Genomic DNA, 24049 nt, shown 5'->3' with positions numbered 1-24049 from the left:
AGTTCACCGCCCGTGTAGGCGAATTCCCCTCTGATCACTTTTCGGTAGTTGGCTTCGCGCTGACCGAACACCTGTCTTCCTTGTTTCATGGCCGGTTAGAGTTGGCCAGTACTGACCCAGACGTGGCCGCTGCCGACATTCTGGAACAACCGGTAGACCTGGTGGTTTGGCAGGATGGGCAACCGTTGCGCCGTTTCACCGGCGTGGTGAATGAGTTTGTTCGTGGCAACACCGGCCACCGTCGCACCCGCTATGAAGTGGTCATCCAGCCGCCGTTATGGCGTCTGGGCCTGATGCACAACAGCCGCATCTTCCAGGCCCAGACTACCGACGCCATTGTGCGAACCTTGCTGGAAGAGCGGGGCATTGTTGATTCCATCTTCGACTTCAAACGCCCACCCGAAGAACGGGAATACTGTGTCCAGCACCGGGAAACCGACCTGCAGTTCCTGGAACGACTGGCCGCCGAAGAAGGCTGGCACTACCGCTACCAGCACGGCAGCGTGGATGGTGAAGAACAACCAGCACTGATTCTTGCTGACCACCACGGCGATGCCCCGAAACTGGAACCCGTGACCTGCAACACCAGAGCCGGAGGCAGCACCCAGCAAGCCTGCGTATTCAGCTTTGCCTACGAAGAGCGGGTGCGTGCTTCCTCCGTAGCCACGAAGGACTACACCTTCAAGAATCCGGCCTACGCCCTGATGCACGAACAAAGCGCCGGCAGCCCGAACCACCGCGAAGATTATCAACACTACGATTACCCAGGCCGCTACAAAGCCGACGCCAGCGGCCAGCCCTTCACCCAGGCCAGACTGGACGCCCTCAGAAACGACGCCTCCCTGGCCAAGGGCGAAAGCAACCGCCCGGACTTCACCCCAGGCGCCAAAGTGGAATTGCAGGAACACGACAGCCAGACCCTGAACCGGGAATGGCTGCTGACTGCCATCACCCACACCGGCAAACAGCCCCAGGCGGTGGAAGAAGAGGGTGGCAGCGAACCCACCAGCTACCACAACGATTTCAGCGCTATCCCGGCCGACAAAACCTGGCGTACCTTATACAACTACCGCAATCACAAACCCATGATGGACGGCCCCCAGATGGCCCTCGTCACCGGCCCGGAAGGGGAAGAAATCCACTGCGATCAGTACGGCCGCGTCAAAGTCCGGTTTCCATGGGACCGCTACTCAAAAAATGACGAACACTCCAGCGCCTGGCTGCGCGTGGCTCAGGGCTGGGCCGGTGGCCAATACGGCTTTATGGCCCTGCCCAGAATCGGCCACGAAGTGATCGTTTCCTTCCTGGATGGCGACCCGGACCAGCCCATTATTACCGGCCGCACCTACCAAGCCACCAACACACCGCCGTACGCGCTGCCAGAACACAAAACAAGAACCACCCTGAAAACCAAAACCCACAAGGGTGAGGGCAGCAACGAGCTGCGGTTTGAAGACGAAGCGGACGAAGAACAAATCTACGTGCACGCCCAGAAAGACCTGGACCTGCTGACCGAACACAACCGCACCGAAGTCATCAAGAACGACAGCCACCTGACGGTGGAGAACAACCGCTTCAGCCACACCAAAGGCAATAGCCACCACACCACCGAAGGCGAACGACGGGAAAGCATCGGCGCCGACTACAGCCTCACCGTTAACGGAAGCCACCACAGCAAGCAGGGCAAGAACCAGCTGGTGGAAGCCGGTACGGAGATTCACCACAAGGCCGGTATGAAAATAGTGATTGAAGCCGGAGCCGAGGTAACGCTGAATGCGGGCGGCAGTTTTGTGAAGGTGGACCCGAGCGGGGTGACGGTGTCAGGGCCGCTGGTGCGGATGAACTCCGGGGGTGGGCCGGGGAGTGGTAGTGGGGTTGGGGCGCAGACTCCGGCCAAGCCAGCGTTAATTGCTGAACATCACTCGCCGAAAGTTGAGCATGCCCAGCTGGCACTGGCCTCCCAGCGCTTCAGTGCGTCTGGAGCAAAACTCCGCTCCCCATTGCTTAAACAAGCCGCTCGTGAAGGAGCGCTGTCAGTAACCAACTGCGAGTTTGATGAGCATGGACGCTGCAAACTACATCAGCACACTTGAGCTGATAGCCCCAAGAACAACTGCACCGGAAAACTACGATTTTGCCATCCTGGACTTGGCTAGCGATGAGACGCTCCTTGAACAGCTCTACTCTGGCACGGTGGGTGAACGTATCGAATGGTGGAGTCTGTTTGAGGGAACAAGCTGGCAGCCTGACTGGGCAAGTGGTCCCATTCTTATTGACTTGAGAGATGCACCTGGTTTTCGCACACAGCTGCAATTGCAGCTGGAATCATCTTCTATGGGTATCTTGATTACCTCAGGCTCTTCTGCGGAAGAACTTCGTCAGCACCTGACTCGTTGGCTCTTTGAGTCACTGCCGAAGAAGCAGCAACTACTGAGGTTCTATGAGCCGCGTATGTTTGCTCCGCTGTTGTGTGTTTTGAGCAAACAAAGCTGCCAGAACTTTCTCGCTGTGGGGCGCCAATGGTACTGGCATGACGGCCATGTCTGGCGTGAAAGCCAGGGGTGTAATCAACCCGCTGATGAACTGCGTGATTCGGGCCAGGTAGTGGTGTCCGCCACAGAACTCAAGAATTCGGAGCGGTATTGGCTGGCGGGTGAAGCAAGCGGGTATGCCACTTATTACGATGAGGCGTTAGGCCACACGAAGCGGCCCGCTGTATGGGTGTTTAACTGCCTCGAAGAAGCCCAGAAAGCTGGTTTTTTGAGTGCGGCCTATCTTGAGCGCTGGTTGAGGTTGGCGCTCCAGTTGGGAGCAGATTTTCATCATTCTGAACCGTATCAGGAAGCGTTATCCCGAGACGATCTCTCGCCAAGAGACCGTCTGATTGCTATGGAAAGCATGTCGGAGAAAGCTCATGCAAACAACTCATAAAGTTCAGGCCGGGGATACACTCTCGGCCATCGCCAACCACTATCAGACAACTGTCAGAAGACTTCAGTCAGTCAACCCTGAAGTCACGAACAAGGACCATATCCAGGTTGGTTGGGAGTTGATAATTCCGGCAAATGAAATGGGCCAGAGTTCTCAAAAAACTGATGTTCTAAGAGCTCCCCGTTCAACTGGTAGTGAAGCGAAAGGGCAGGCATCGTGTACTGAGTGCACAGATGATTACACTGAAATCATCCATGTTACCGGAGCCGGTGATGGCAAATGGTGCGTTGCACTGCCGCAGAATGCGGCTGATTTTCTGCTGAAGGAAATTGATGAAGTTGACGCACTGATGGCTGAATTCAAAAGTGCTCAGGACGCTGTGCATGATCCTGAATCTGGTGAAATAAGCCCTAAACGCCGCTGGATGGACAAAGCTGCAGAGATGGGGGTAATTGAGCCTGAGCCTGAGGCGAGTGAAGATGAAAACGTTACCAAGGCGTCAACAATCCAGTCACAGATCGCCGCTATTGATGAACAGATTCAATGGTATAACGACTATGATCCGGACTATTACCTGACCTTTGCCCGACCGGATGCAGGGAAACGAGAAAGTATTGAGAGTGCCGCAAAGGAAAAGCGACTAGCGATGCTGCGGGAAGAGCGCAATAAACTAGTGGCGAAGCTGGAAAAGGGAAGTGCCTCCACCGGTGTAAAAGGAACAGGCATCTCATCAAATGAATTTCTGACTTCCCGAAGCAACAGTAAAGAGAGGGGCTTTGTTTCCCAGAGAAGAACCAAGCGGGAAACCGGAATCGTCGAAGTTATGGTTTTCAGCCGACCGGGTCGCTGGTATTACATTCGCCGTGAAGCTTACCGGAGGTTGGTCACCGAATACGGGGCTATTCGCTATGTGCGCAAAACAAAGTCAATATCCAACATGCTGCGAGATCGAACCGGCACCGCAAAGGCACTGTTTGGCCAGATCCGCGATGGCATATCAGCAGACGCTGCAAAAAGCCCATTGGGTAATATTGAAGTGAAGTTTGCTGAGGCTAGTGATGATTTCTATTTGTTGGGGGAAGAGCACTCGAAGTTAACCTGGACATCAGGGGATGAAGGAGAGACATCTGTAGAAAATAGTTTCCAAGTTAGCGCAGAAGCCCACTTGATGCGTTTCGCCATGCAAGCCAGTGCCGGCGTTAATGCTTTTAACCTCAGTGAAGGGGAAATCGATATCGGGACCAAGGCCAGCGCGTCACTGGCATTGATTGAAGCCGAGGCAAAGCTGGCGGAGGTGTTTGTCCCGAATGAAGCCGGGTGGGATTGTCGGTTTACGTATCGTAATCGTAGCGGCGAGTTAGCTGATCTGGCGTTTGGTGCTTTCCGTTTTTCCGGTGACATTACCCTGAATTGTTTTGCTGGTGGTCGAGCCAGTGGTGAAGCTAACGTAAGGTTATCTTCCGGAGCGGCCTCGTTTCTGTTGTCGGAAAACAAAAAGGTCGAAGCAAGTCCGAATGCAGGATTGGCCGTCACGGGTGACGCTTTTGCCGGTGCTGAAGCTGGAGGTGCGATAGCAGGCAAGTTCAGCTGGGTTCATCCCGAGGAGCAATATCGGAAGAACGCAGATTGGCAAGACTTGTTCAATATCTCTATCGGCGGGACGCTCGCAGTCGGAGCCGGCGCGGGGTTTGATTTTGAGCTTCGTTTCTTGGCGGATAAGATCTATTTTGTCTGTAAAGGTCGATTAGTCTTTGGGCCAGGCGCCAGTGGTTCTTTTGGCTGTGAAATCGGCGCCGATAAGGTGTGGAACCTCGCTAAGACTATTTTTGAAGTGTTATCGGAAGTGGACTATCAATATCTGTCCAATATACAAGCGGAGCTGTTCCATCAATGGGCGCGATCGCTTTACCTTTCCTTCTCTGAAAGTGCCACAGATTTGATTGAACTGTTGAGTAGCCCGGCTTATGTGTTTAATCGCATTTGGGCGGCGAGATCGGAGAGAAAAGTTGCTGCAGAATCGCTGGCCAACAACATCATAGACGGGGCAAAAGGTAAGGAAAAACTTGAGGACCTAGCGTTTAATGGATTGCCTTATCATCAATTACCCCCTGAAACTCTGGGTATGATGATGTCGACTCTGTGTGAGACGTTTATTGATAGCTGGGAAGAAAAACAGGAAACAGCCCTTCTTATTCTGGTCTCGCAGATCCGGACATGGCGAAAATTTTTCGAAACGCTTGAGCACATGTCTGAGGGTGGTGAAAAAGTCGACCCCATGGATAGTTTGAGAAAATTGACTGCCATTCTGGATGATGGAAGCACCGATAGTCAGTTGTCGCAATTTCAAAACTGGATTCTTTCAGATTTGGCTATAAAACCGACCAGGCAATCATTGAAATTGGCTTGGTCTCCAATACCTATCAACCAGAAAATCAATAGACTGGTAGCTCGTTTAGATATGCTTAATCAAACTCATACAAGTCATCTTGTGTGAGTTTGACCGCAACGGAAACCCAAAGATTCGTAATAGTGCTCTTCTACAGGATTTACATGGTCCCTCAGTATGGTGGTCTTATTGGGACTGGCAGTTCTGTAACCTCCTGAGCGAATAACTTTTGTCTCTCCGGTTGAGGGACCGGTCGGGTTCATTTCCGGACTTTCTTGATAGTAAGTCTCGGAGTACCAGTCTAGCGTCCACTCCGCACTGTTGGACGTCAGGTTGTGGATGCCTAGAGGGTTGGGGGGAAAGCTGTCGACCGGGCGCATTTTAGCTGGACCATCGTCGGGCGGAGTATTTACCCCTGGTGTGTACTCACCATTATTCGTGGCATAGAGCACGTTCTTTCCACGGTTTCTGGCCGCGAACTCCCATTGCGCTTCCGAGGGTAGATTGAACGGTCTGTTCGCCAGTTCACCCAGCCAGACACAATAGTCCTTGGCTTCTTGCCAAGTTTTTGTCCATGCCGGGAGATCCAGCTGAAACAAGTGCTGTCGATCCTCTCTCGCCCTTAACTCTGGTGCGTAAGGCGTTCTGCCCATAATTTCGCGATACAAGTCAAAGTCACTAAGCGTAGTTTCGAACTTGGACAGATAGTAGTCGTCTAAGGTTACCTTGTGGGCATAATCGTTGTCTGGCGAGAAATCGGCGTTGCAGAGTTCCGTGGATCCAGGCTCACAGGGCACCCCAAACTCCCCCATCATGAAGCTTCCACCTTCCACAAAAACCATATTGTCTACAGCCCGTACAACCAGTTCTGTAATTGCGGTTTGTTGAGAGGAAGAAAGGTTTGGGTGGCGTTCTTCAACGCGGCCCTGAATGGCTTCAATCTGAGCATTGTTGAGCCTCTCACTGGTAACCGAAGTACAACCAGCGAAGAAAGCAACGATAACGGACGATGAGAGCAGATTGCGCATTTGTGCTCCTTGCAGCGGTTTACAATCCATGTTGGCAGCGATAATACCAGCTATCGCCTGCCAGAAAAAAAGAATGGGTGACTGATTTCCCAATTTCGCGGAATCGTACCTTTCTCCCACTCCTGTCGCGATATAATGCCGGCTGCTAAGCATGTCCATTCCTGTAGTTAACAGGACGGGGATACACCGCATGGAAGAAAATTCAGTTCAAGGAGAGATACATTGAAAACCCTGAGAATCCTCAAAGACGTCTTCACCCTCATTGGTGCGGGGCTGCTTATCGGCGCAATGATGAGCTATATAAACACCTCCAAGTTCATTGAGCGTGCATCTGAAACTGTTGGTACGGTAATCGACCTTGAGCGGTCCCGCTCAAGCGATTCGACAACGTTTTATCCTGTGCTGGTCTTCGAAGACGCGAATGGTCGGGAGGTAGAGTTCCGGTCACGTTCTGGTTCCAATCCCCCAGCTTTCAGTCGTGGTGAAACAGTGTCTGTGCTGTATGAGTCAACAACTCCTGAAAGTGCCAGAATTAACACCTTCTTCTCCCTGTGGGGGCTGCCGATCATCCTTGGTTGCTTGGGACTGGTTTTCGGAGCCATTGGGGCCGGAATGTTGGTTTATAGCTGGATGAAGGTCCGATCAACTGCCTATCTGAAAGACAAGGGCACCGAAGTACTCGCGAAATTTTCATCGGTCGAGCAGAACACAAGCCTCACGGTTAACGGCCGTAACCCGTTCCGAATCGTCTGTCAGTGGCAGCATCCCCAAACCGGTGACTTACACGTGTTTCGCAGTGATAACCTGTGGTTTGATCCCAGTAACCACATCGAACGGGACACGGTGCCCGTGCTGGTGGATGAGAGCAACCTGAAACGCTACTGGGTTGATACGTCTTTTCTTCCAAAGCTGGCGGGTTAAGAGGCGTCAGGCTGCACGCGGAGGCTACGTTTTCTTTACCCCCAAAGCACAAACATACTTCCGCTCATACCGCCGGTCAGCCCAGCTCTCATAAACCCGCCTGGCAATGGGATAGATCACCGGCCACAACAGCGGTTTGAACAGCCGCCCAAACGGCGCATGGCTCCAGGCCCGCACGTTGGCGTGCAGCCCGGTTACCCATTCGCCGGTCCAGGTCATCAAATGCAGGCGGCGGAGGAGGTCTTCATGGGAGGGCAGTTGGGGGCTGCCTTCCGGTTGCTCGTGAATGTCTGCGAAGATGAGTTGCCCACGCTGCAGCCGGCGCAGGGTGCGGATTTCCTTTGCGCAGAGCGGGCAGCTGCCGTCGTAGAACAATGTGTCGTATTTTGGGTTCATGCAGGTTCTGGTTATCCGGTGGCATTTGTTAACTATACGAGCCGAGTGGCTGATGGTTCAGCGCCGTGGCGTTTGTAATGCCCTGATAATGCAGCCACTTGTTCGAAACGCTACACTGGTGTCTTTGCGGAAGCGCAGGCTTCTGTGTAAACACTTACCAGGCCAGACTTGCACATGGAAGACCAGAAGCCCGACCAGACCGCTCCGGAAGACAAAAAAGCGTCAGCGCTTGCCGAGTTGTCCACTCCCATCTACGGCCTGTTCACGCTGGGGATTCTGTACACCTTGTACCTGGCCCACCAGATTGTTCTGCCGATCATTCTCGCCGTGCTCACCAGCTTGTTGTTGTCGCCCCTGGTGAAAAAAGCCCGGTTGAAATGGCATGTTCCTCGGGTGGTGAGCTCGCTTGTACTGGTGCTTGTGGTGCTGGCCGGCATTGTCGGCTTGGGGGTTGCTGTAACGGCACCGGCGCTGGAATGGGCCGAACGGGCCCCGCAAGGTTTGTCACGCCTGTTGGTGGGCGACAGCGAGATTATGCGGCAACTGGACAAAGTCACCCGTTCTGCAGAGCAGGTGGAAAAATCTGTAGAGGGATTATCGGCCGAAGGTGACAGCGACAAGCCCACAACGGTCGTGCTGCAGACCGATTCCTGGCGCAGCCAGCTGATGACAAAGGCCCGCAACGGCCTGGCCGGCCTGGCGCTGGCGTTGGCGTTGACCTACTTTCTGCTGGTCAGCGGCGACAGGTTGATCCGCAACTTCGTGCGGCAAATCCCCAGATCCCAGCGCAAAACCGTGCTCAGAATTACCCACGACTCCCAACACCAGATCGCCCAGTACCTGGCCGTGTTGGGCCTGAGCAACCTCTCGGTAGGCCTGATCACCGGGCTCACCTGCTGGGCCATCGGCCTGCCGGACCCGGCCGTATGGGGCCTGATCGCCGGCCTTGCACGGTTTATTCCCTATCTCGGCAACATGCTCACCATCGCGCTACTGGCGCTAGTGTCGGCACTAACCCTGGACACCGTCTGGATGATGGCACTGGCACCGCTAAGCTTCATCCTGCTCACCACCATCGTCGGCTTCTTCCTGGAACCCTGGATCCACGGATTCCGCATGGCCATCAACCCCGTCATCATCTTCGTATCCATCTTCTTCTGGGGCTGGCTCTGGGGCCCGGTAGGCGTACTGCTGGCCGTCCCCCTGATGACAGTAATTCAAGTGATCCTAAAACAAATCCCGAGACTGCGTCCGGTGTACAAAGTAATTGCTCGATAAGCCGTCTAAAACACAGCGCTCGATCACGAACTGAGCTTCCTTTCCAACAAGGTTCTGCCGGCGGGAGGTGGGGCGTGTTTTTCTGGCAGAAAAAAAGATGTCTGAGCGAAGCGAGTTATTTTTTCCAGAAGAAAAACACGCCCCACCTCCCAGCCCGCCCCCACAACCAGAAGGATGGGAGCCCAAGCCAAACTCATCACGTTCCCTGACACAAAGCCAGATCTTTCCTATGCTCAGTGAATCAAAGAATTCACCAACGCAGGAAGAATTCAATGCCCGACATCCCGCCCACCATGAAAGCCATGGTCCTCACCGGCCATGGCGGCCTGGAAAAGCTTGAATACCAGGATGTTCCGGTGCCCAGACCAGCAGCCGGCCAGGTCCTGGTCCAGGTAACCGCCACCGCCAAGAACAACACAGACCGCAAAGCCCGTGAAGGTTTATACCCCACCAAAAAAGGCGAAATGACCTCATTCCAGATGGGCGGCAAACCCACGCTAACCTTCCCGCGCATACAAGGCGCCGACATCGTAGGCCGTGTAGTCGCATTGGGTGAGGGCGTCAGCGAACAACGTATCGGGGAGCGAGGCCTGCTGGACTTCAACATCTACGCCAACGACCGCACCGACATCAATCTCACCCCGGACTACTACGGCCATGGCGCCGATGGCGGCTACGCCGAATACGTCGTCCTGCCGTCTGACCAGTTTCACCATATCCCCAACCCGGAACTGGCCGATGCCGAGCTGGCGGCCATGGGCATGTGCTCCTACCAGACCGCCTACCACATGCTCACTTCTGCCAACGTGCAGGCGGGCGAACGGGTTCTGGTCACGGGTGCCAGCGGCGGTGTGGGCACGGCCCTGATCCAGCTCTGCCGGATTATCGGTGCCATTCCCTACGCACTGAGCCAGAAAGGCAAGGCAAAAGCACTGCTCGATCTTGGCGCCGAAGCGGTGCTGGATCGCAGCAACATGGACACCTTCGTCGACCGGGTGAAGGCCGAAACGGATGGCAAACCCCTGGACGCAGTGATGGACCTGGTAGGCGGCGAAATGACCGACAAATTCATCGACGCCATGATCTTCGACATGAACGCCCGAAGCACCTACCCGCGCCTGAGCATCGCCGGCGCCAGTGGCGGCAACATCAGCGAAATCCTGTGGACCCGAATCTACCTGTACCAGGTGCAGATCTTCGGCGTGTCTCACGGCACCCGGGAAGAAGCAAACCAGTTGATGACCTGGATACGCGATGGCCAGCTCAAACCCGTCCTGCACGGCGCGTTCAAACTGTCTGACCTGCACAAAGCTGAAGAGTACTTCGTGAACCGTGGCAGCAACTACCTGGGCAAGATCGTCATTGTCCCGGATGCTCAGTGGCTGGAACACGGACAACCCTTCGCCGTGGAGGCGGGCGGATGAAACCTGAACTCACCATTCAACTGATGGATACCCATGCCGCCGGTGACGTCAGCCGAATCGTCACCGGCGGCATCATCGACTTGCCGGGAAATACGGTAAGGGCCCAGATGGAATACCTGCGCGACGACGCCGACGGCCTGCGACGGTTGCTGCTGGAAGAACCCTATGGCATCCCCGAAATGTCCGTAGACCTGCTGGTACCCGCCACCAACCCCGAAGCCGCCGCCGGTTACATCATCATGGAAGTCATGGGCTACCCCATCTACTCCGGCTCCAACACCATCTGCACCGCCACCGCCGTACTGGAAACCGGCATAGTCCCCAAACAGGAAGGCAAGCAACACTTCAAGCTCGAATCCCCAGCCGGCCTGGTAAACATAGAAGCCACCGTGCACAACGGCGTAGTAGAAGCCATAACCTGCGAAGGCCTGCCCAGCTACATCCACACCCACAACGCCAGCATCAACGTACCCGGCATCGGCAAGGTCAACTACAGCGTCGCCTACAGCGGCGGCTTCTACGCCCTGGTAGACGCCAAATCCCTCGGCTTCGACCTCACCCTGGACGAAGAGCACCAACTAGCCCAAACCGCCCACGCCATCGTCGAAGCCATCCAGGCCGAAAGAGGCTTCTCCCACTACACCCTGGGCGACGTAGGCCCCCTCCCGTTCCTCCACTTCATGGGCCCGGTAGAACAAATAGCCGAAGGCTACTACCGCTCCCGCTCAGCAACCTACGTCCACCCCGGCGTCATCTGCCGAAGCACCACCGGCACCGGAACCTCCGCAAGACTGGCGTTAATGAACCACGAGGGCCAAATCAAACCCGGCGACAAACTCGAAACCATATCCCTGAGGGAAACCGGCTTCATCGGAGAATTCACCGAAGTGGAAAAGGCAGGGAAATACCAGGTGGTCAAAAACAACATAACCGGCAAAGCCTACGTCATCGCAAAGTCCGACATCGTAGTGAACTGCGACGACCCCATGGTGGAATGCAACGGCCTGACTCACATCCTCAAATCAGAAGATGTGCCTTAACCTGCAGAACCTATCCCGCCCCCACAACCAAACGGATAGGAGCCCAAGCCTGACCCCGAGCCAGCCACTCACCGAGGCCGCAACCGCCGCTTCTCCGCCCGCCGCATCCAGAACCAGGCGATGAAGGCAATCACCGAAACCGCCGCAATAATCAAAGTAGCCAACGCATTAATCTCCGGCGACACCCCCATCCGCACAGACGAAAACACCACCATCGGCAACGTCGTCGCTCCCGGCCCGGACACAAAGCTGGCAATCACCAGATCATCCAGCGACAAAGTAAACGCCAGCAACCACCCCGACACCAACGCCGGCGCAATCACCGGCAGCGTAATCACAAAGAAAGTCTTCAGCGGCGTACAGCCCAGATCCATGGCCGCCTCCTCAATGGACAAATCCACCTCCCGCAAGCGCGCACTCACCACCACCGCCACATAAGCACTGCAGAAAGTGGTGTGGGCAATCCAGATCGTCGCCATGCCACGGTCCACCGGCCAGCCGATCAGTTGCGCCATCTGCACAAACAGCAGCAACAGCGACAGGCCGGTGATCACTTCCGGCATCACCAGCGGCGCCGTGATCATGCTGGACAGCAGGGTGCGGCCACGCATCTTCTTGAACCGGGTAATCACAAAGGCACAAAGGGTGCCCAGGCACACCGCCATGCTGGCAGAATAGAAGGCAATGCGCAGGCTCATCCACACGGCAGACAGAATCTGCTCATTGGCAAACAGCGCGCCGTACCACTTGGTGGAGAAGCCGGCCCACACAGACACCAGCCGGGAGGTGTTGAACGAGTAAACGATCAGCACCACCATCGGCAGGTACAGGAACAGCATGCCCAGCGCCAGCATGGACTTTGAGAAGCCGGGGGCTTTCAGCTTAACCATTCTTTTCCATCTCCCGAGCCTGGAAGCGGTGGAACAGCACAATCGGAATCAACAGCAGCGCCAGCATGACAATCGCCAGCGCAGAGGCCACCGGCCAGTCGCGATTGTTGAAAAACTCTTCCCACAGCACCTTGCCGATCATCAGGGTATCCGGCCCGCCCAGCAGTTCCGGAATCACAAACTCGCCCACCGCCGGAATGAATACCAGCATGGAGCCGGCCAGGATGCCGGCCTTGGACAGGGGCAAAGTGATCGCCCAGAAAGTAGTCAGGCTACGGCAGCCAAGATCCGACGCCGCTTCCAGCAGGCGCACGTCCAGCTTCACCAGGTTGGTGTAGATGGGCAGGATCATGAACGGCAGGTAGGCGTAGACAATGCCCAGAATCACCGCAAAGTTGGTGTTCAGCATCTTCAGGGGTGAGTCGATCAGCCCCAGCCACATCAGAAAGCTGTTCAGCAGCCCCTGGTTTCCCAGAATGCCCATCCAGGCGTACACGCGAATCAGGAACGAGGTCCAGGACGGCAGCATCACCATCAGCAGGAACACCAATTGCCAGTGCTTGGGCGCCCGGGCCATGGCGTAGGCCATGGGGTAACCGATCAGCAGGCAGAACAGGGTGGCCAGGAAGGCGGTTTTTACCGAGCCCCAGTAGGCGGCGATATACAGGCTGTCGGAGGCCAGGAACAGGTAATTGCCAAAGTTGACCACCACCGACAGGGTGTTATCCACCCACCGGAACACGGGCTCGTAAGGCGGAATCGCCATCACCGCCGAGGTCAGGCTGATCTTCAGTACCAGCGCGAATGGCAGCAGGAAGAACAGCAGCAGCCAGGCGAACGGCACGCCAAACACCACCCGGCGATGGAATACCACCGCACGCACCCGCTCAGCAAGAGGGGTTGCCAGAAGCTTCTTGGTCATGGCGTCAGTTCCAGAGCAGGATAGGGCTGGAGGCTTCCCAGGACACATACACCCGGTCACCCCAGGTAGGCCGCTCACCCCGGCGTTCCACGTTGGCCATGGTGGCCTGTACCCGCTTACCACTGGCCAGCTTCACGTAGTAAGACGTGATGTCGCCAAGATAGGCAATGTTGTCTACCGTGCCGCAGCTCCAGTTGGTGTCGCCCTCGGGTTTCTCGGTAGTCAGGTAGATCTTCTCCGGGCGCAGGGCGATCAGGGTTTCTGTGGTTTCCGCGGGCGTGGTCACACCCCGGTCGATAAACACCGGTGCGTCCAGCAGGTCGCTGGTCAGCGAGATGCTGTCGGAGTTGTCTTCCAGGATGTTCGCCTCGAAGATATTCACCGAGCCGATGAACTCCGCCGTCATGCGGCTGTTCGGGCTCTCATAGATATCAATGGGCGAGCCCACCTGGGCAATCCGGCCGTAAGACATGATGGCAATGCGGCTGGCCATGGTCATGGCTTCTTCCTGGTCGTGGGTCACCATCAGGCAGGTCACGCCCACTTTCTCCAGAATGTCCACCAGCTCCAGCTGCATTTCCGTGCGCAGTTTCTTGTCCAGCGCGCCCATGGGCTCGTCCAGCAACAACAGCTTTGGCCGCTTGGCCAGGGAGCGGGCCAGGGCCACACGTTGCTGCTGGCCGCCAGACAATTGCTGTGGCCGGCGTTTGCCGTAGGCTTCCATTTTCACCAGCTTGAGCATGGCCGCCACCCGGTCGGCGATTTCGCTTTTCGGCAGCTTGTCCTGCTTCAGGCCCATAGCAATGTTCTGCTCCACCGTCATATGGGGGAACAGGGCATAGGACTGGAACATCATGTTGGTGGGCCGCAGATATGGGGGCAGGGCAGTGATGTCCTGGCCGTCCAGCACGATGCGACCGGAATCCGGGGTTTCAAAGCCTGCCAGCATGCGCAGCAGGGTGGACTTGCCAGAGCCGGAGCCACCCAGCAGGGCGAAGATCTCGCCCTTGTGGATGTCCAGGCTCACGTCGTCCACCGCCAGGGTGCTGTCGAAGCTCTTGGAAATACCCTTGATGCTGAGGAGCACCTCCGCTTGCGCGGAGGTATTGTTGATCACGGCCACCGTCAGCGACCGGATTTCACGCTGGTCCAGGTACGGGTCATCAGGCGCTGGGCGTCCTGAGGCCGACCTTCCATGATGTACAGCTTCTTCATCACCTCGTCGGTGGGGTAGATGCTGGTGTCGCTCAGGATTTCCGGATCGACAAATTCATCGGCCGCCTTGTTCGGGTTGGCGTACCACACGTAGTTGGTCACATCGGCGATGATCTCCGGGCGCATCAGGAAATTCATCAGCTTGTGGGCATTTTCCACGTTCGGCGCGCCGGCCGGAATGGTCATCATGTCGAACCACAGCACCGCGCCCTCTTTGGGGATGGTGTAGCGGATGACGTTACCGTTCTCGGCTTCTTCAGCACGGGCAGCGGCCTGCAGGATGTCACCGGAATAACCGGCGGCCACGCACAGGTCACCGTTGGCCAGGTCGCCAATGTAACGGGATGAATGGAAGTAGGTGATGTTCGGGCGTACCGCCTTGATCACTTCACCGCCTTTCTTGATGTCGTCGGCGTTGTTGCTGTTCGGGTCCAGGCCAATGTAGGCCATGGCGGCACGAACCATCTCTTCGCCGGAATCGAGCATGGCAATGCCACATCCACCGGCGGCGAGTTTGCCGGTCACTTCGGGATCAAACACCAGGGCCCAGGAGTCGGTCGGGGCGCTGTCGCCCAGGATGGTCTGGGTACGGCCTTCGTTGTAGCCATAGCCGTTGGTGCCCCACAGGTACGGCAGGGAGAACTGGCTACCCGGGTCAACCTTTTCCAGATCGTCCATCAGATCCGGGTTCAGGTTGGCCATGTTCGGCAGCTTGCTGTGATCCAGCGCCACGAAAGCCTTGGCAGAAATCTGCTTGGCCACGTAGTGGTTGGAAGGCACCACCAGGTCATAACCGGAACGGCCAGACAACAGGGCAGCTTCCAGCACCTCGTTGCTGTCGTACACGTCGTAGACAACCTTGATGCCGGTTTCTTCGGTGAACTTCGCCAGGGTGTCCTCGGCGATGTAGTCAGACCAGTTGTAGACACGCACTTCCTCGGCTGCAACAACCGAAGAGGCACCCAGAGACATAGCAACAGCGGCGGCAAGCGCCTGTGGCTTACACAACTTCAACATTGGATGGTGTCCCTCACTGAAAAGGGATGGATACAAAGCGTGCAGGACACACGCGGTTCTGGTGGGATCCGAGCGATTTTTAACACGATGTGGGGGTGTGCGCTACATAAATTTCACTGGCGGGATCGGGGGTTGTGCGTACGCCCCGAAACGTAGCGGGGACGGCGGCCTTTACCTTGTTTTTACACTGATTGACGGACACGGCTGGGTATCTTGGTCACTATAGATTCAAACAATCGAATCTGGAGCAAGCAGATGCTGAAGTTGCCAGGGTTGAGAGTGGGAGGATTGCTGGCATTGGCAGCAGTTGTGCTGTCTGGCTGTAAGGTCAGTGCCACGTCGGGTGATCGCTACTACGAAGAGCCGAGCTATAGCCGGGGCTACTTCCTGGATGCCAGGGACACCGGCCGTTATTTCCCCAGTGAAAGCTGGAGCCTGAACCACGAAGCCGAGGTCTGCATCGGTGAAACCCTGTACTTCGAAACAGCCGATGGCCGGGTTCGGGTATACGGTTCTTCCGCCTATAGCGAAAACACCTTCCGCGCCGCGGCCACAGAACTGAATACCCGCATAGACGGTGTATTAAACCGGTTCAAAATGACCTGGCGGGACTTTGTGGATGAGCGCAGTGCCGAGGCGCCCTATCCTGAACGACTAACCGGGTGTCTGAGCTCACGGGTGACAAATGCCAACCTGGCATCGGGTACCCTCGCAGCGGTGGCCATCGCTCCTTATCACAGAAGCTGGCCCTATGAGGCCGGGCAGATATTCACCCACGAGCTGGCCCATTACGTTCAGGAAAACCTGAGCCGCTACAACGCCGCGGTTCCCCTGCTGCCTTACTGGTTCGCGGAAGGCCAGGCCGCCCTTGTGGCCGGTGATCCGGTTGCCCCGGCATACCAGCACTACGACTACAGCCCGCTGCGAGATGCTACACGAAGCGAGGCAGGTAACGTCAGCTACCGCTTTGAACACTACGCCCTGGCATATCGCTACCTTGAACAGGCCAATGGTGCCCTGACGATGACCTTGCTGCTGGACCTGGTGCAGTACATGGACTGGACCGGCGATTATCGAGGGGAAATCAGCACCGGTGAATCCCGAGCATTTGTTGAGGCATTTGATGCGATGGAGCTGGTGGATCATCGGGGCCGGTATTTGAGCTTTGGGCGGTTTTATGCGGAGTACCATGAACTGGTGGGGATGTAGTATTCCTCTGAGGAAACTTATGGGGTCGAAAATGGGCTAAAGCTGGAATCGGGTTTTGCCCGGCTGCGGCGGAGCATGCCGGGCATGTTGCCGAGATGACGAATTATTGCGCCGTAATCGTCGCCATCACCAGCTTGCCATCCATCCGGATGGGGCCGTCTTCCTTGGCGCCCAGGGTGTATTCGAATACACCGGTTTTCATGCCGCCGTCTTCGCTGTGAATCATCAGCATCAGCATGTCACCGGCGGCCACTTCTTCGGTCAGAATGGCGGCTACGTCCATGTTCTTACCTTTCTTCAGGGGCGCATAGCCCACCACCGGGCCCGGTTTCATGGCTTCATCGGTGCGGTGCACTACCAGCCAGCCGTTCTTTTCTGTCATGACTTTCTTGGCGGTTACCGTGCCTTCAGACACAGACTGGTCGTCGCCCCATACGCCCACTTTGTTGTTGCCGTGGTGGTCAGCCAGGGCGGTTCCGGCACTCAGGCTGCCGGCCAGCAGGGCTGCGGTGAACAGGGAGCGGGTTTTGTTGTGCTTGTTCATGGTTCTCTCCATACAGTTGATTGGCCCCCGCCCGGGTATAAGTTGGGCAGGGTGATCAGTTGTACGGAGATTTGTTTGGGATAGATTAGGATATACTGAAAAAATATCAGAGGTTATCCTTCGCAATGCCCTGGCGGACCCGAACAATATCCGCCATCACAGACAGGGCAATCTCCGCCGGCGTCTTGCTGCCGATATTCAGGCCGATGGGCATGCGGATTTGCTCAACCTGCTGCTCGTTCAGCCCGCCAATGCGCAGTAAACGCTCCCGGCGTTTTTCCGAGGTGCGCAAAGAACCCATCACGCCGATGTAGAAAGCGTCGGTTTTCACCGCTTCCATCAGGGCGGTGTCGTCAATCTTCGGGTCGTGGGTGAGGGCAACTACCGCGGTTGCTCCGTGGCAGCCTTCGCGGGCGATCCACACAGAGGGCAGCTCCTGGTGCAGGGTAACGCCGGGTATGTTGAAGTTGCAGGCTTCTTCCTGGCGCGGGTCACATACGATCACCTCGAAACCCAGGCTATGGGCAAAGCTGGCGCAGGCGGTGGCCACCGGCGACAAGCCGGCAATGAGCAACCGGGATACCGGCCCCACCCGCAGTTTCAGGGTGGCGGTTGTTTCGTCTTCCATCACTTTCTGGCCCGTTTCCCGGTCTGGCTCGACACTGGCTTCGCCGGTTTTCAGGCAAACCTTTCGAGCCACATGGTCCTGGCCGCTCAAGGCGGCCCGAAGTGCCAGGAAGTGCTCCCGGGTACTGGCTGAGGCGGGCCAGTGTTCAATCAGAACATCCAGCACACCGCCGCAGGGCAGGCTGACTCTGGGGTTGTCCAGGCCATCGGCGGCACCGTAGCGGATTCGGTTGATGCGGCCCTGAAATTCGCCTTCCTGCAGGCGTTCGAGAAAGTCCTCTTCCACACAGCCGCCTGACAACGAGCCGCAATGGTCACCACTGGCCTGTGCTACTAGCCAGGAGCCCGGCGCCCGGGGAGAGGAGCCGAAGGTACTGAGTACCGTACACAGCCAGAAATCCTGACCGCCATCGCACCAGCTGATGGCCTGGTCAACTACCTGAATGTCCAGTGGCTGCATCTGCGCCTCCTGAATGAATAAGTGAGTCCTGTGTGATACCGGAATTTTGTCGCCTTGCCAATTGCAGTCGGGCCAGGGAGCCAGGCTATCTGCGCCAATGGGTCAGTGCCTGGCGGTATGCCGGTAGTCGCTGGGGGATTTGCCCATTACCTTTTTGAACAGCCGGGAGAAGTAATAGGCATCGTCGTAACCCAGTTGCCGGCTGATGTCAGCGAAGGTGTGGCTGGTGGTGTCCAGCAGTTCGCAGGCCCGCTCCACCTTCAGGTGCAGGAAATGCTGAATCGGTGAGGTGCCGGTCTGTTCCCGGTAACGGGTGGCGAAATGGGCCGGTGATAGCCCGCTGAGTTCGGCCAGTTGCTGCAAGGTCAGTCGCTCTTCCAGGTGTTCGCGCATGTAGTTGTGAAGGGTGTCCAGCTCGGCTTGCCGGGCCTGGCTGGTTTCATCCACGTTCATGGGGACGGCACTCAGCAGCTGTCGAAGGCGATTGCTGGCGTGGATCAGCCCCTTGGTGCGGAAGCCGGTCTGGCGAACCGACAGCAGGCCGTTGAAGTCTACCAGCAGGCGGGGCTGGCGCCCCAGATGGAGCACTCGGGTGTTGTCATCAAATCCCATGTAGTCACCAAACTCTGCGGCCAGCGGGCCGGTGTAGTGCACCCAGTGAATGGTCCATGGATTGTCCGGGTCCGCCGTGTAGCGGTGGCTGGCGCCGGCAGGCAGCAGCAACAGGTCGCCGGCGCTGACGGTGTAAGGTTCGCCCGCCACGTTCAGAAAAGCTTTGCCATCGGTGCAATAGATCAAAAGATTGTCACGATGGTGTTCCCGATGCATGTGATGGCCCGCCGCCCGCCGGTAATGGCCGAAGGCCAGCGGGTACAGCTCCCGGGTCAGTGGGTGGTGCGCCAGTTGGCGGACGATGGGCTCCGGAACCACATAGCGAACGCTGTCTGCAGGAACAGGCCACTGGGAGGTTTGCGCGGATGGCTTGGTGCTTTGATGACTGGTCATCGAAAAATAATCCATCATGGGCGAAACTTAGTCAATCATAAGGCGGCAAGGAGCGTGCTAGTCTTTTGGAAAATCATCGCCAGGTCCGTTTCGTTATTCAGCGGGCCACGGCACTCCCGGACAACAACAAACAGGGACCATCCTCATGAAAAAAGTACCTCAGTTTATTGCTGGTGAATTTGTTCAGAGCCAGACCCAGAACTGGATCGACGTGACCAACCCGGCCACTAACGAAGTCATCGCCCAGGTGCCCTGCGCCACGGCGGACGAAATGCGCAAGGCCATCGACAACGCCGGCGAAGTGTTCAAAAGCTGGAAAGAAACCCCGGTATCCGAGCGTGCCCGGGTCATGCTGCGTTACCAGGCACTGCTGAAAGAACACCACGACGAGATTGCCGAAATCCTGTCCCAGGAAACCGGTAAAACCTTTGACGACGCCAAGGGCGATGTCTGGCGCGGTATCGAAGTGGTAGAGCATGCCGCCAACGTGGCGTCCATGATGATGGGCGAGACCGTTGAAAACGTCGCGCGGGAAGTGGATACCCACTCGTGGATCCAGCCGTTGGGCGTTTGCGCCGGTATTACCCCGTTCAACTTCCCGGCCATGATTCCCCTGTGGATGTTCCCCATGGCCATCGCCTGCGGTAACACCTTTGTACTGAAACCGTCCGAGCAGGACCCGCTGACCCCGATGCGCCTGGCAGAACTGTTCGAAGAAGCCGGTGCGCCCAAGGGCGTTCTGCAGGTAGTACACGGTGCCAAGGAGCAGGTGGACACCCTGCTGAACGATCCCGCCATCAAGGCAATTTCCTTTGTCGGTTCAGTACCGGTCGGCCGCTACATCTACGAAACCGGCACCCGTAACATGAAGCGCGTGCAGAGCTTTGCCGGCGCCAAGAACCACATGGTCATCATGCCGGATGCCGACAAGCAGCAGGTGATCAATGCCCTGGTGGGTGCCTCTGTGGGTGCCGCCGGCCAGCGTTGCATGGCTATCTCCGTGGCGGTGTTTGTCGGAGCGGCGCAAGAGTGGATTCCGGAACTCAAGGAAGCCATGGCGAAGGTACGCCCGGGTGCCTGGAACGACTCCGGTGCCAGCTATGGCCCGGTGATTAGCCCGAGGGCCAAGGAGCGGGTTGAAGCCCTGATTGCCACCGGCGAGGCCCAGGGCGCGAAGCTGATGCTGGATGGTCGCGGCTGCACCGTGGATGGCCTGCCGGACGGTAACTGGGTAGGGCCCACCCTGTTCAGCGAAGTCACGCCGGAAATGGACATCTATAAAGAAGAAATCTTCGGCCCGGTGCTCACCTGCATGAACGCGAACGACCTTGGCGAAGCCATCGAGCTGATCAACAACAGTCCTTATGGCAACGGCACCTCTATCTTCACCAACCATGGTGGCGCCGCCCGTCGGTTCCAGCACGAGATCGAAGTTGGCCAGGTGGGTGTGAATATTCCCATTCCGGTGCCCCTGCCGTTCTTCTCTTTCACTGGCTGGAAGGGTTCTTTCTACGGTGACCAGCACGCTTACGGCAAGCAGGCAGTGCGTTTCTACACCGAAACCAAGACCGTCACCTCCCGCTGGTTTAACAGTGAAGCAACGTCTACCGAAGCCAACTTCTCCATCCAACTCCGGTAACGCCGAGCAGGGAGCTGAACGATGGATTTCAACCTGACCGAAGACCAGCTGGCGTTCCGGGATGCGGCCCGGGCCTTTGCCGAGAAAGCCATGGCACCCTATGCCGGCCAGTGGGATGTAGACCACACCTTCCCGGTGGAGGTGATGAAAGAAGCCGGCGAGATGGGCTTTATGGGGATTTATACCCCGGAAGCCCTGGGCGGCATGGGCCTGTCCCGCATGGACACCTCGGTGATCGTGGAAGAGCTGGCCATGGCCTGCCCATCCACGGCGGCCTTTATCACGATTCACAACATGGCCACCTGGATGGTAGCCAGCTTTGCCTCGGACGACCTGAAGCGGGAGTTTGTGCCCAGGCTGGCCAGCGGTGAATGGCTGGCCTCCTACTGCCTGACCGAACCCGGGGCCGGCTCCGATGCCGCCAGCCTGCGTACCAGGGCGGTTCGGGATGGAGACAGCTATGTGATCAACGGCAGCAAGATGTTTATCTCCGGCGCCGGCGCCACCGATGTTCTTGTGTTGATGGCCCGTACCGGCGATGCCGACAGTGGCGCCAAGGGGATTTCCACCTTTGTGATCCCTGCCAATGCCGAGGGTGTTTCCTACGGCAAGAACGAGGAAAAGATGGGTTGGCACAGCCAGCCTACGCGGCTGGTCACCCTGGAAGATGTGCGTATTCCGGCCAGTAACCGAATCGGTAATGAGGGCGATGGCTTCGCCATTGCCATGAAGGGCCTGGACGGCGGCCGCCTGAACATCGCCACCTGCTCCCTTGGCGGCGCCCAGGCGGCGCTGCTGCGGGCCCGCAATTACCTGCACGAGCGCCAGCAGTTCGGCAAGCCACTGGCAGCCTTCCAGGCGCTGCAGTTCAAACTGGCGGATATGGCCACCAACCTGGTGGCGGCCCGGCAGATGGTGCGTTTGGGCGCCTTCAAGCTGGATGCCGGCGACCCGGAAGCCACGTTGCATTGTGCCATGGCCAAGCGCTTCGCCACCGATGCCTGTTTCGAGGTAGTAAACGAAGCCCTGCAGCTTCACGGCGGTTATGGCTACATTCGGGAATACCCGCTGGAGCGCTACGTTCGGGATCTTCGGGTACACCAGATTCTCGAAGGCACCAACGAAATCATGCGCCTGATTATTGCCCGCCGCATGCTGGAAGACGGCGTTGCCGAAGCCATCCAGTAACCGGCCGTAATCATCAGCACCGGAACAACCAAAGGAATTTACCATGAGCGAACTGATTCAACTGGAAAAGCGCGATCACATTGCGATCCTGACCATCGCTAACCCGCCGGCCAATACCTGGACGGCAGACTCTCTGGCGGCTCTGGAGGCCACCATTGAAGACCTCAACGCAGACCGCAACATCTTCGCGCTGGTGGTCACCGGCCAGGGTGAGAAATTCTTCTCTGCCGGGGCGGACCTGAAAACCTTTGCCGACGGCGACCGTGCCCGAGCCAACGAGATGGCCCAGAAGTTCGGTCAGGCCTTTGCCACGCTGACTGCCTTCCGTGGTGTGTCGATTGCCGCCATTAACGGCTACGCCATGGGCGGTGGCCTGGAGTGTGCGTTGTCTTGCGATATCCGCATTGCCGAAGAGCACGCCCAGATGGCGCTGCCGGAAGCCGGTGTTGGCCTGCTGCCCTGCGCCGGTGGCACCCAGAACCTGCCCTGGCTGGTAGGCGAGGGCTGGGCCAAGCGCATGATTCTGTGCGGCGAGCGGGTAGATGCCAACAAGGCCCTGCAGATTGGCCTGGTGGAAGAAGTGGTGCCGTCCGGACAGGGCCTGGCAGCCGCCCTGAAACTGGCCGAAGGCGCCTGCAAGCAGAGCCCGTCTTCCATTTCCCGCTGCAAGCAGCTGGTGATGAGCGCCCGTGATGGCCGTAGCCATACCGATGGCTGGCGCATGGAGCGGGAACTGTTTGTGGAGCTGTTCCACACCGAAGACCAGAAAGAAGGCGTGAATGCGTTCCTCGAGAAGCGCAAGCCGGAATGGAAAAACCGATAAGCCCGGGGCTGCTATGAGCGATCAACCGATGGTATTTGAAGAGTGGACCACAAACGGCGGTGGCCGGATTGCGGTCGCCAGGCTGAACAGCCCGCGTAACCTGAATTCGCTGTCTATGGACATGATCCGCCTGCTCAAGCCGCAGCTGCAACGCTGGGCCGACGATGACAGCGTATGCGCGGTCTGGCTGGAAGCTGAGGGCGACAAGGCCTTCTGCGCCGGTGGCGATATCGTGTCCCTGTACCGTAGCATGACCGAGCCCGGAAAGCTGGCTGAAGGTGAACGGTTCTTCACCGAAGAATACGAGCTGGACTACCTGATCCATACTTTCCCCAAACCGGTTGTGTGCTGGGGCAATGGCATTGTAATGGGCGGCGGCATCGGCCTGATGGCGGGCGCTTCCCACCGGGTAGTTACCGAGCACTCGAAACTGGCCATGCCGGAAGTGAGCATCGGCCTGTACCCGGATATCGGCGCCGGCTGGTTCCTGAACCGCATGCCCGGGCGTACCGGAATGTTTCTGGGGCTGACCGGCACCCGCATGAACCCAGCCGATGCGCTGTTTGTGGGCATGGCAGACCGGTTCGTCAGCCACGAACTCAAAGGGCAGGTGATTGATGCCCTGGCCTCCGCCAACTGGCAGGGTTCCAGCGCAAATAGTGTTGTCAGCTCGGTACTGCGCCAGTATGAACAGCAAAGCCGGGAGGCGCTGCCGGCGTCTGCGGTTCGCGATCACTTTGATGATATCCAGCAGGCCACCGATGGCGATTCCCTTGAGCAGGTGGTAGCGCAGCTTAAGGACCTGGGCGGCCGAGAGGGTTGGCTGCGCAAAGCTGTGAAGGGATTGGCCAGTGCCTCACCCACCTCGCTGGCCCTGACCTGGAAACATCTGCAGCGCAGCCAGCGCGACAGCCTGAAACAGGTGTTGGATAACGAGCTGGTGATGTCGGTGAACTGCCTGAAGAAGGGCGAGTTTGCCGAAGGCATCCGGGCATTGCTGATCGACAAAGACATGCAGCCCCGCTGGCGTTATGCGTCGCTGGCGGAACTGGACAATGAGTGGATTGAAGAATTTTTCAGCCAGGCGCCCGGGCACTGATAAATCC

The 24049-nt window shown here is 57.4% G+C and carries 21 protein-coding genes; 12 read left to right on the top strand and 9 right to left on the bottom strand.

The genetic code is table 11. From position 1 onward, the window contains the following. From B9Q17_RS15350 to B9Q17_RS15340, 3 genes are all read left to right on the top strand, one after another. The coding region (locus tag B9Q17_RS15350; RefSeq protein ID WP_094625877.1) for a type VI secretion system Vgr family protein at nucleotides 1-2093 on the top strand (2093 nt) is incomplete at its 5' end. Then, nucleotides 2062-2931: a DUF4123 domain-containing protein gene (locus B9Q17_RS15345; protein ID WP_167373035.1), complete on the top strand. Its 870-nt coding sequence runs from the start codon at nucleotides 2062-2064 to the stop codon at nucleotides 2929-2931. The genes B9Q17_RS15350 and B9Q17_RS15345, both read left to right, overlap by 32 nt. Beyond that, nucleotides 2915-5425 carry a LysM peptidoglycan-binding domain-containing protein gene (locus tag B9Q17_RS15340; RefSeq protein WP_094625875.1) on the top strand — a complete coding sequence of 837 codons (2511 nt, stop codon included), beginning with the start codon at nucleotides 2915-2917 and terminating at the stop codon, nucleotides 5423-5425. Before B9Q17_RS15345 ends, B9Q17_RS15340 begins: the two co-directional genes overlap by 17 nt. On the opposite strand, the gene B9Q17_RS15335 is transcribed toward B9Q17_RS15340, so the two are convergent. Continuing rightward, nucleotides 5413-6498 (bottom strand): formylglycine-generating enzyme family protein, encoded by a 1086-nt coding sequence (locus B9Q17_RS15335; RefSeq protein ID WP_244177410.1) that lies wholly within the window; start codon nucleotides 6496-6498, stop codon nucleotides 5413-5415. The two genes, B9Q17_RS15340 and B9Q17_RS15335, sit on opposite strands and share 13 nt — an antisense overlap. 69 nt (nucleotides 6499-6567) lie before the next feature. Here B9Q17_RS15335 and B9Q17_RS15330 point away from each other — a divergent pair, with 69 nt between their 5' ends. Then, nucleotides 6568-7266, top strand: a complete 699-nt coding sequence (locus B9Q17_RS15330) for a DUF3592 domain-containing protein (protein ID WP_094625874.1) — start codon at nucleotides 6568-6570, stop codon at nucleotides 7264-7266. 24 nt (nucleotides 7267-7290) lie between these two features. Here B9Q17_RS15330 and B9Q17_RS15325 read toward each other — a convergent pair whose 3' ends face one another. Beyond that, nucleotides 7291-7662 (bottom strand): thiol-disulfide oxidoreductase DCC family protein, encoded by a 372-nt coding sequence (locus B9Q17_RS15325; RefSeq protein WP_094625873.1) that lies wholly within the window; start codon nucleotides 7660-7662, stop codon nucleotides 7291-7293. A gap of 174 nt (nucleotides 7663-7836) precedes the next feature. Between B9Q17_RS15325 and B9Q17_RS15320 the strand changes: the two genes are divergently transcribed. From B9Q17_RS15320 to B9Q17_RS15310, 3 genes are all read left to right on the top strand, one after another. Further along, nucleotides 7837-8940, top strand: a complete 1104-nt coding sequence (locus B9Q17_RS15320) for an AI-2E family transporter (protein WP_094625872.1) — start codon at nucleotides 7837-7839, stop codon at nucleotides 8938-8940. A 272-nt stretch (nucleotides 8941-9212) separates the two neighbouring features. Then, entirely contained in the window at nucleotides 9213-10364 is a 1152-nt protein-coding gene (locus B9Q17_RS15315) for an alcohol dehydrogenase catalytic domain-containing protein (protein WP_094625871.1), read from the top strand. Next, the gene (locus tag B9Q17_RS15310; protein ID WP_094625870.1) at nucleotides 10361-11404 is read left to right on the top strand and encodes a proline racemase family protein; all 1044 of its coding nucleotides are present in this window, start codon (nucleotides 10361-10363) and stop codon (nucleotides 11402-11404) included. The genes B9Q17_RS15315 and B9Q17_RS15310 overlap by 4 nt, the downstream gene beginning before the upstream one ends. Before the next feature lie 68 nt (nucleotides 11405-11472). On the opposite strand, the gene B9Q17_RS15305 is transcribed toward B9Q17_RS15310, so the two are convergent. From B9Q17_RS15305 to B9Q17_RS15290, 4 genes are read right to left on the bottom strand one after another with little or no spacing between them, the layout of a single operon-like run. Beyond that, nucleotides 11473-12294, bottom strand: a complete 822-nt coding sequence (locus B9Q17_RS15305; protein WP_094625869.1) for an ABC transporter permease subunit — start codon at nucleotides 12292-12294, stop codon at nucleotides 11473-11475. After that, a complete protein-coding gene (locus tag B9Q17_RS15300) occupies nucleotides 12287-13216 on the bottom strand; it encodes an ABC transporter permease subunit (RefSeq protein WP_094625868.1) in 930 nt (309 codons plus the stop codon). Before B9Q17_RS15300 ends, B9Q17_RS15305 begins: the two co-directional genes overlap by 8 nt. A gap of 4 nt (nucleotides 13217-13220) precedes the next feature. Beyond that, nucleotides 13221-14333: a polyamine ABC transporter ATP-binding protein gene (gene potA, locus B9Q17_RS15295; protein WP_425268631.1), complete on the bottom strand. Its 1113-nt coding sequence runs from the start codon at nucleotides 14331-14333 to the stop codon at nucleotides 13221-13223. Nucleotides 14334-14341: 8 nt separating this feature from the next. After that, nucleotides 14342-15448 carry a polyamine ABC transporter substrate-binding protein gene (locus tag B9Q17_RS15290; protein ID WP_094625866.1) on the bottom strand — a complete coding sequence of 369 codons (1107 nt, stop codon included), beginning with the start codon at nucleotides 15446-15448 and terminating at the stop codon, nucleotides 14342-14344. A 255-nt stretch (nucleotides 15449-15703) separates the two neighbouring features. Here B9Q17_RS15290 and B9Q17_RS15285 point away from each other — a divergent pair, with 255 nt between their 5' ends. Continuing rightward, nucleotides 15704-16657 carry a hypothetical protein gene (locus B9Q17_RS15285; protein WP_154707648.1) on the top strand — a complete coding sequence of 318 codons (954 nt, stop codon included), beginning with the start codon at nucleotides 15704-15706 and terminating at the stop codon, nucleotides 16655-16657. Between the two features lie 103 nt (nucleotides 16658-16760). Here the strand turns inward: B9Q17_RS15285 and B9Q17_RS15280 are convergent, their stop codons facing one another. The 3 genes from B9Q17_RS15280 to B9Q17_RS15270 form a co-directional block, all read right to left on the bottom strand. Next, complete coding sequence (locus B9Q17_RS15280; protein ID WP_094625864.1) at nucleotides 16761-17201, bottom strand: DUF7282 domain-containing protein; 441 nt, start codon at nucleotides 17199-17201, stop codon at nucleotides 16761-16763. A gap of 106 nt (nucleotides 17202-17307) precedes the next feature. Beyond that, entirely contained in the window at nucleotides 17308-18288 is a 981-nt protein-coding gene (locus B9Q17_RS15275) for an XdhC family protein (protein ID WP_094625863.1), read from the bottom strand. A 102-nt stretch (nucleotides 18289-18390) separates the two neighbouring features. Then, nucleotides 18391-19311, bottom strand: coding sequence for an AraC family transcriptional regulator (locus B9Q17_RS15270; protein WP_094625862.1), 921 nt, complete (start codon nucleotides 19309-19311; stop codon nucleotides 18391-18393). 127 nt (nucleotides 19312-19438) lie between these two features. Here B9Q17_RS15270 and B9Q17_RS15265 point away from each other — a divergent pair, with 127 nt between their 5' ends. The 4 genes from B9Q17_RS15265 to B9Q17_RS15250 are packed head-to-tail and all read left to right on the top strand — an operon-like array spanning nucleotide 19439 to nucleotide 24042. Next, nucleotides 19439-20932, top strand: a complete 1494-nt coding sequence (locus tag B9Q17_RS15265) for a CoA-acylating methylmalonate-semialdehyde dehydrogenase (RefSeq protein WP_058341040.1) — start codon at nucleotides 19439-19441, stop codon at nucleotides 20930-20932. 21 nt (nucleotides 20933-20953) lie between these two features. Then, a complete protein-coding gene (locus B9Q17_RS15260) occupies nucleotides 20954-22120 on the top strand; it encodes an acyl-CoA dehydrogenase family protein (protein ID WP_094625861.1) in 1167 nt (388 codons plus the stop codon). Nucleotides 22121-22163: 43 nt separating this feature from the next. Continuing rightward, complete coding sequence (locus tag B9Q17_RS15255; RefSeq protein WP_094625860.1) at nucleotides 22164-22943, top strand: enoyl-CoA hydratase; 780 nt, start codon at nucleotides 22164-22166, stop codon at nucleotides 22941-22943. A 13-nt stretch (nucleotides 22944-22956) separates the two neighbouring features. Continuing rightward, nucleotides 22957-24042: an enoyl-CoA hydratase/isomerase family protein gene (locus B9Q17_RS15250; RefSeq protein ID WP_094625859.1), complete on the top strand. Its 1086-nt coding sequence runs from the start codon at nucleotides 22957-22959 to the stop codon at nucleotides 24040-24042. Nucleotides 24043-24049 lie beyond the last annotated feature (7 nt).

The sequence above is a fragment of the Marinobacter vinifirmus genome (assembly GCF_002258215.1).
Lineage (GTDB): Bacteria > Pseudomonadota > Gammaproteobacteria > Pseudomonadales > Oleiphilaceae > Marinobacter > Marinobacter vinifirmus.
This window is presented reverse-complemented; position numbering and strand designations above follow the sequence as displayed.

Excerpts from the sequence above, each read along its gene's own strand:
- B9Q17_RS15265 (WP_058341040.1), top strand. The coding sequence starts at position 19,439 with ATGAAAAAAGTACCTCAGTTTATTGCTGGTGAATTTGTTCAGAGCCAG.
- B9Q17_RS15250 (WP_094625859.1), top strand. The coding sequence starts at position 22,957 with ATGAGCGATCAACCGATGGTATTTGAAGAGTGGACCACAAACGGCGGT.
- B9Q17_RS15300 (WP_094625868.1), bottom strand. The coding sequence starts at position 13,216 with ATGACCAAGAAGCTTCTGGCAACCCCTCTTGCTGAGCGGGTGCGTGCG.
- B9Q17_RS15260 (WP_094625861.1), top strand. The coding sequence starts at position 20,954 with ATGGATTTCAACCTGACCGAAGACCAGCTGGCGTTCCGGGATGCGGCC.
- B9Q17_RS15270 (WP_094625862.1), bottom strand. The coding sequence starts at position 19,311 with ATGATGGATTATTTTTCGATGACCAGTCATCAAAGCACCAAGCCATCC.
- B9Q17_RS15275 (WP_094625863.1), bottom strand. The coding sequence starts at position 18,288 with ATGCAGCCACTGGACATTCAGGTAGTTGACCAGGCCATCAGCTGGTGC.
- B9Q17_RS15335 (WP_244177410.1), bottom strand. The coding sequence starts at position 6,498 with ATGCTTAGCAGCCGGCATTATATCGCGACAGGAGTGGGAGAAAGGTAC.
- B9Q17_RS15280 (WP_094625864.1), bottom strand. The coding sequence starts at position 17,201 with ATGAACAAGCACAACAAAACCCGCTCCCTGTTCACCGCAGCCCTGCTG.
- B9Q17_RS15320 (WP_094625872.1), top strand. The coding sequence starts at position 7,837 with ATGGAAGACCAGAAGCCCGACCAGACCGCTCCGGAAGACAAAAAAGCG.
- B9Q17_RS15305 (WP_094625869.1), bottom strand. The coding sequence starts at position 12,294 with ATGGTTAAGCTGAAAGCCCCCGGCTTCTCAAAGTCCATGCTGGCGCTG.
- B9Q17_RS15310 (WP_094625870.1), top strand. The coding sequence starts at position 10,361 with ATGAAACCTGAACTCACCATTCAACTGATGGATACCCATGCCGCCGGT.
- B9Q17_RS15255 (WP_094625860.1), top strand. The coding sequence starts at position 22,164 with ATGAGCGAACTGATTCAACTGGAAAAGCGCGATCACATTGCGATCCTG.
- B9Q17_RS15290 (WP_094625866.1), bottom strand. The coding sequence starts at position 15,448 with ATGTTGAAGTTGTGTAAGCCACAGGCGCTTGCCGCCGCTGTTGCTATG.
- B9Q17_RS15285 (WP_154707648.1), top strand. The coding sequence starts at position 15,704 with ATGCTGAAGTTGCCAGGGTTGAGAGTGGGAGGATTGCTGGCATTGGCA.
- B9Q17_RS15340 (WP_094625875.1), top strand. The coding sequence starts at position 2,915 with ATGCAAACAACTCATAAAGTTCAGGCCGGGGATACACTCTCGGCCATC.
- B9Q17_RS15325 (WP_094625873.1), bottom strand. The coding sequence starts at position 7,662 with ATGAACCCAAAATACGACACATTGTTCTACGACGGCAGCTGCCCGCTC.
- B9Q17_RS15345 (WP_167373035.1), top strand. The coding sequence starts at position 2,062 with ATGGACGCTGCAAACTACATCAGCACACTTGAGCTGATAGCCCCAAGA.
- B9Q17_RS15315 (WP_094625871.1), top strand. The coding sequence starts at position 9,213 with ATGCCCGACATCCCGCCCACCATGAAAGCCATGGTCCTCACCGGCCAT.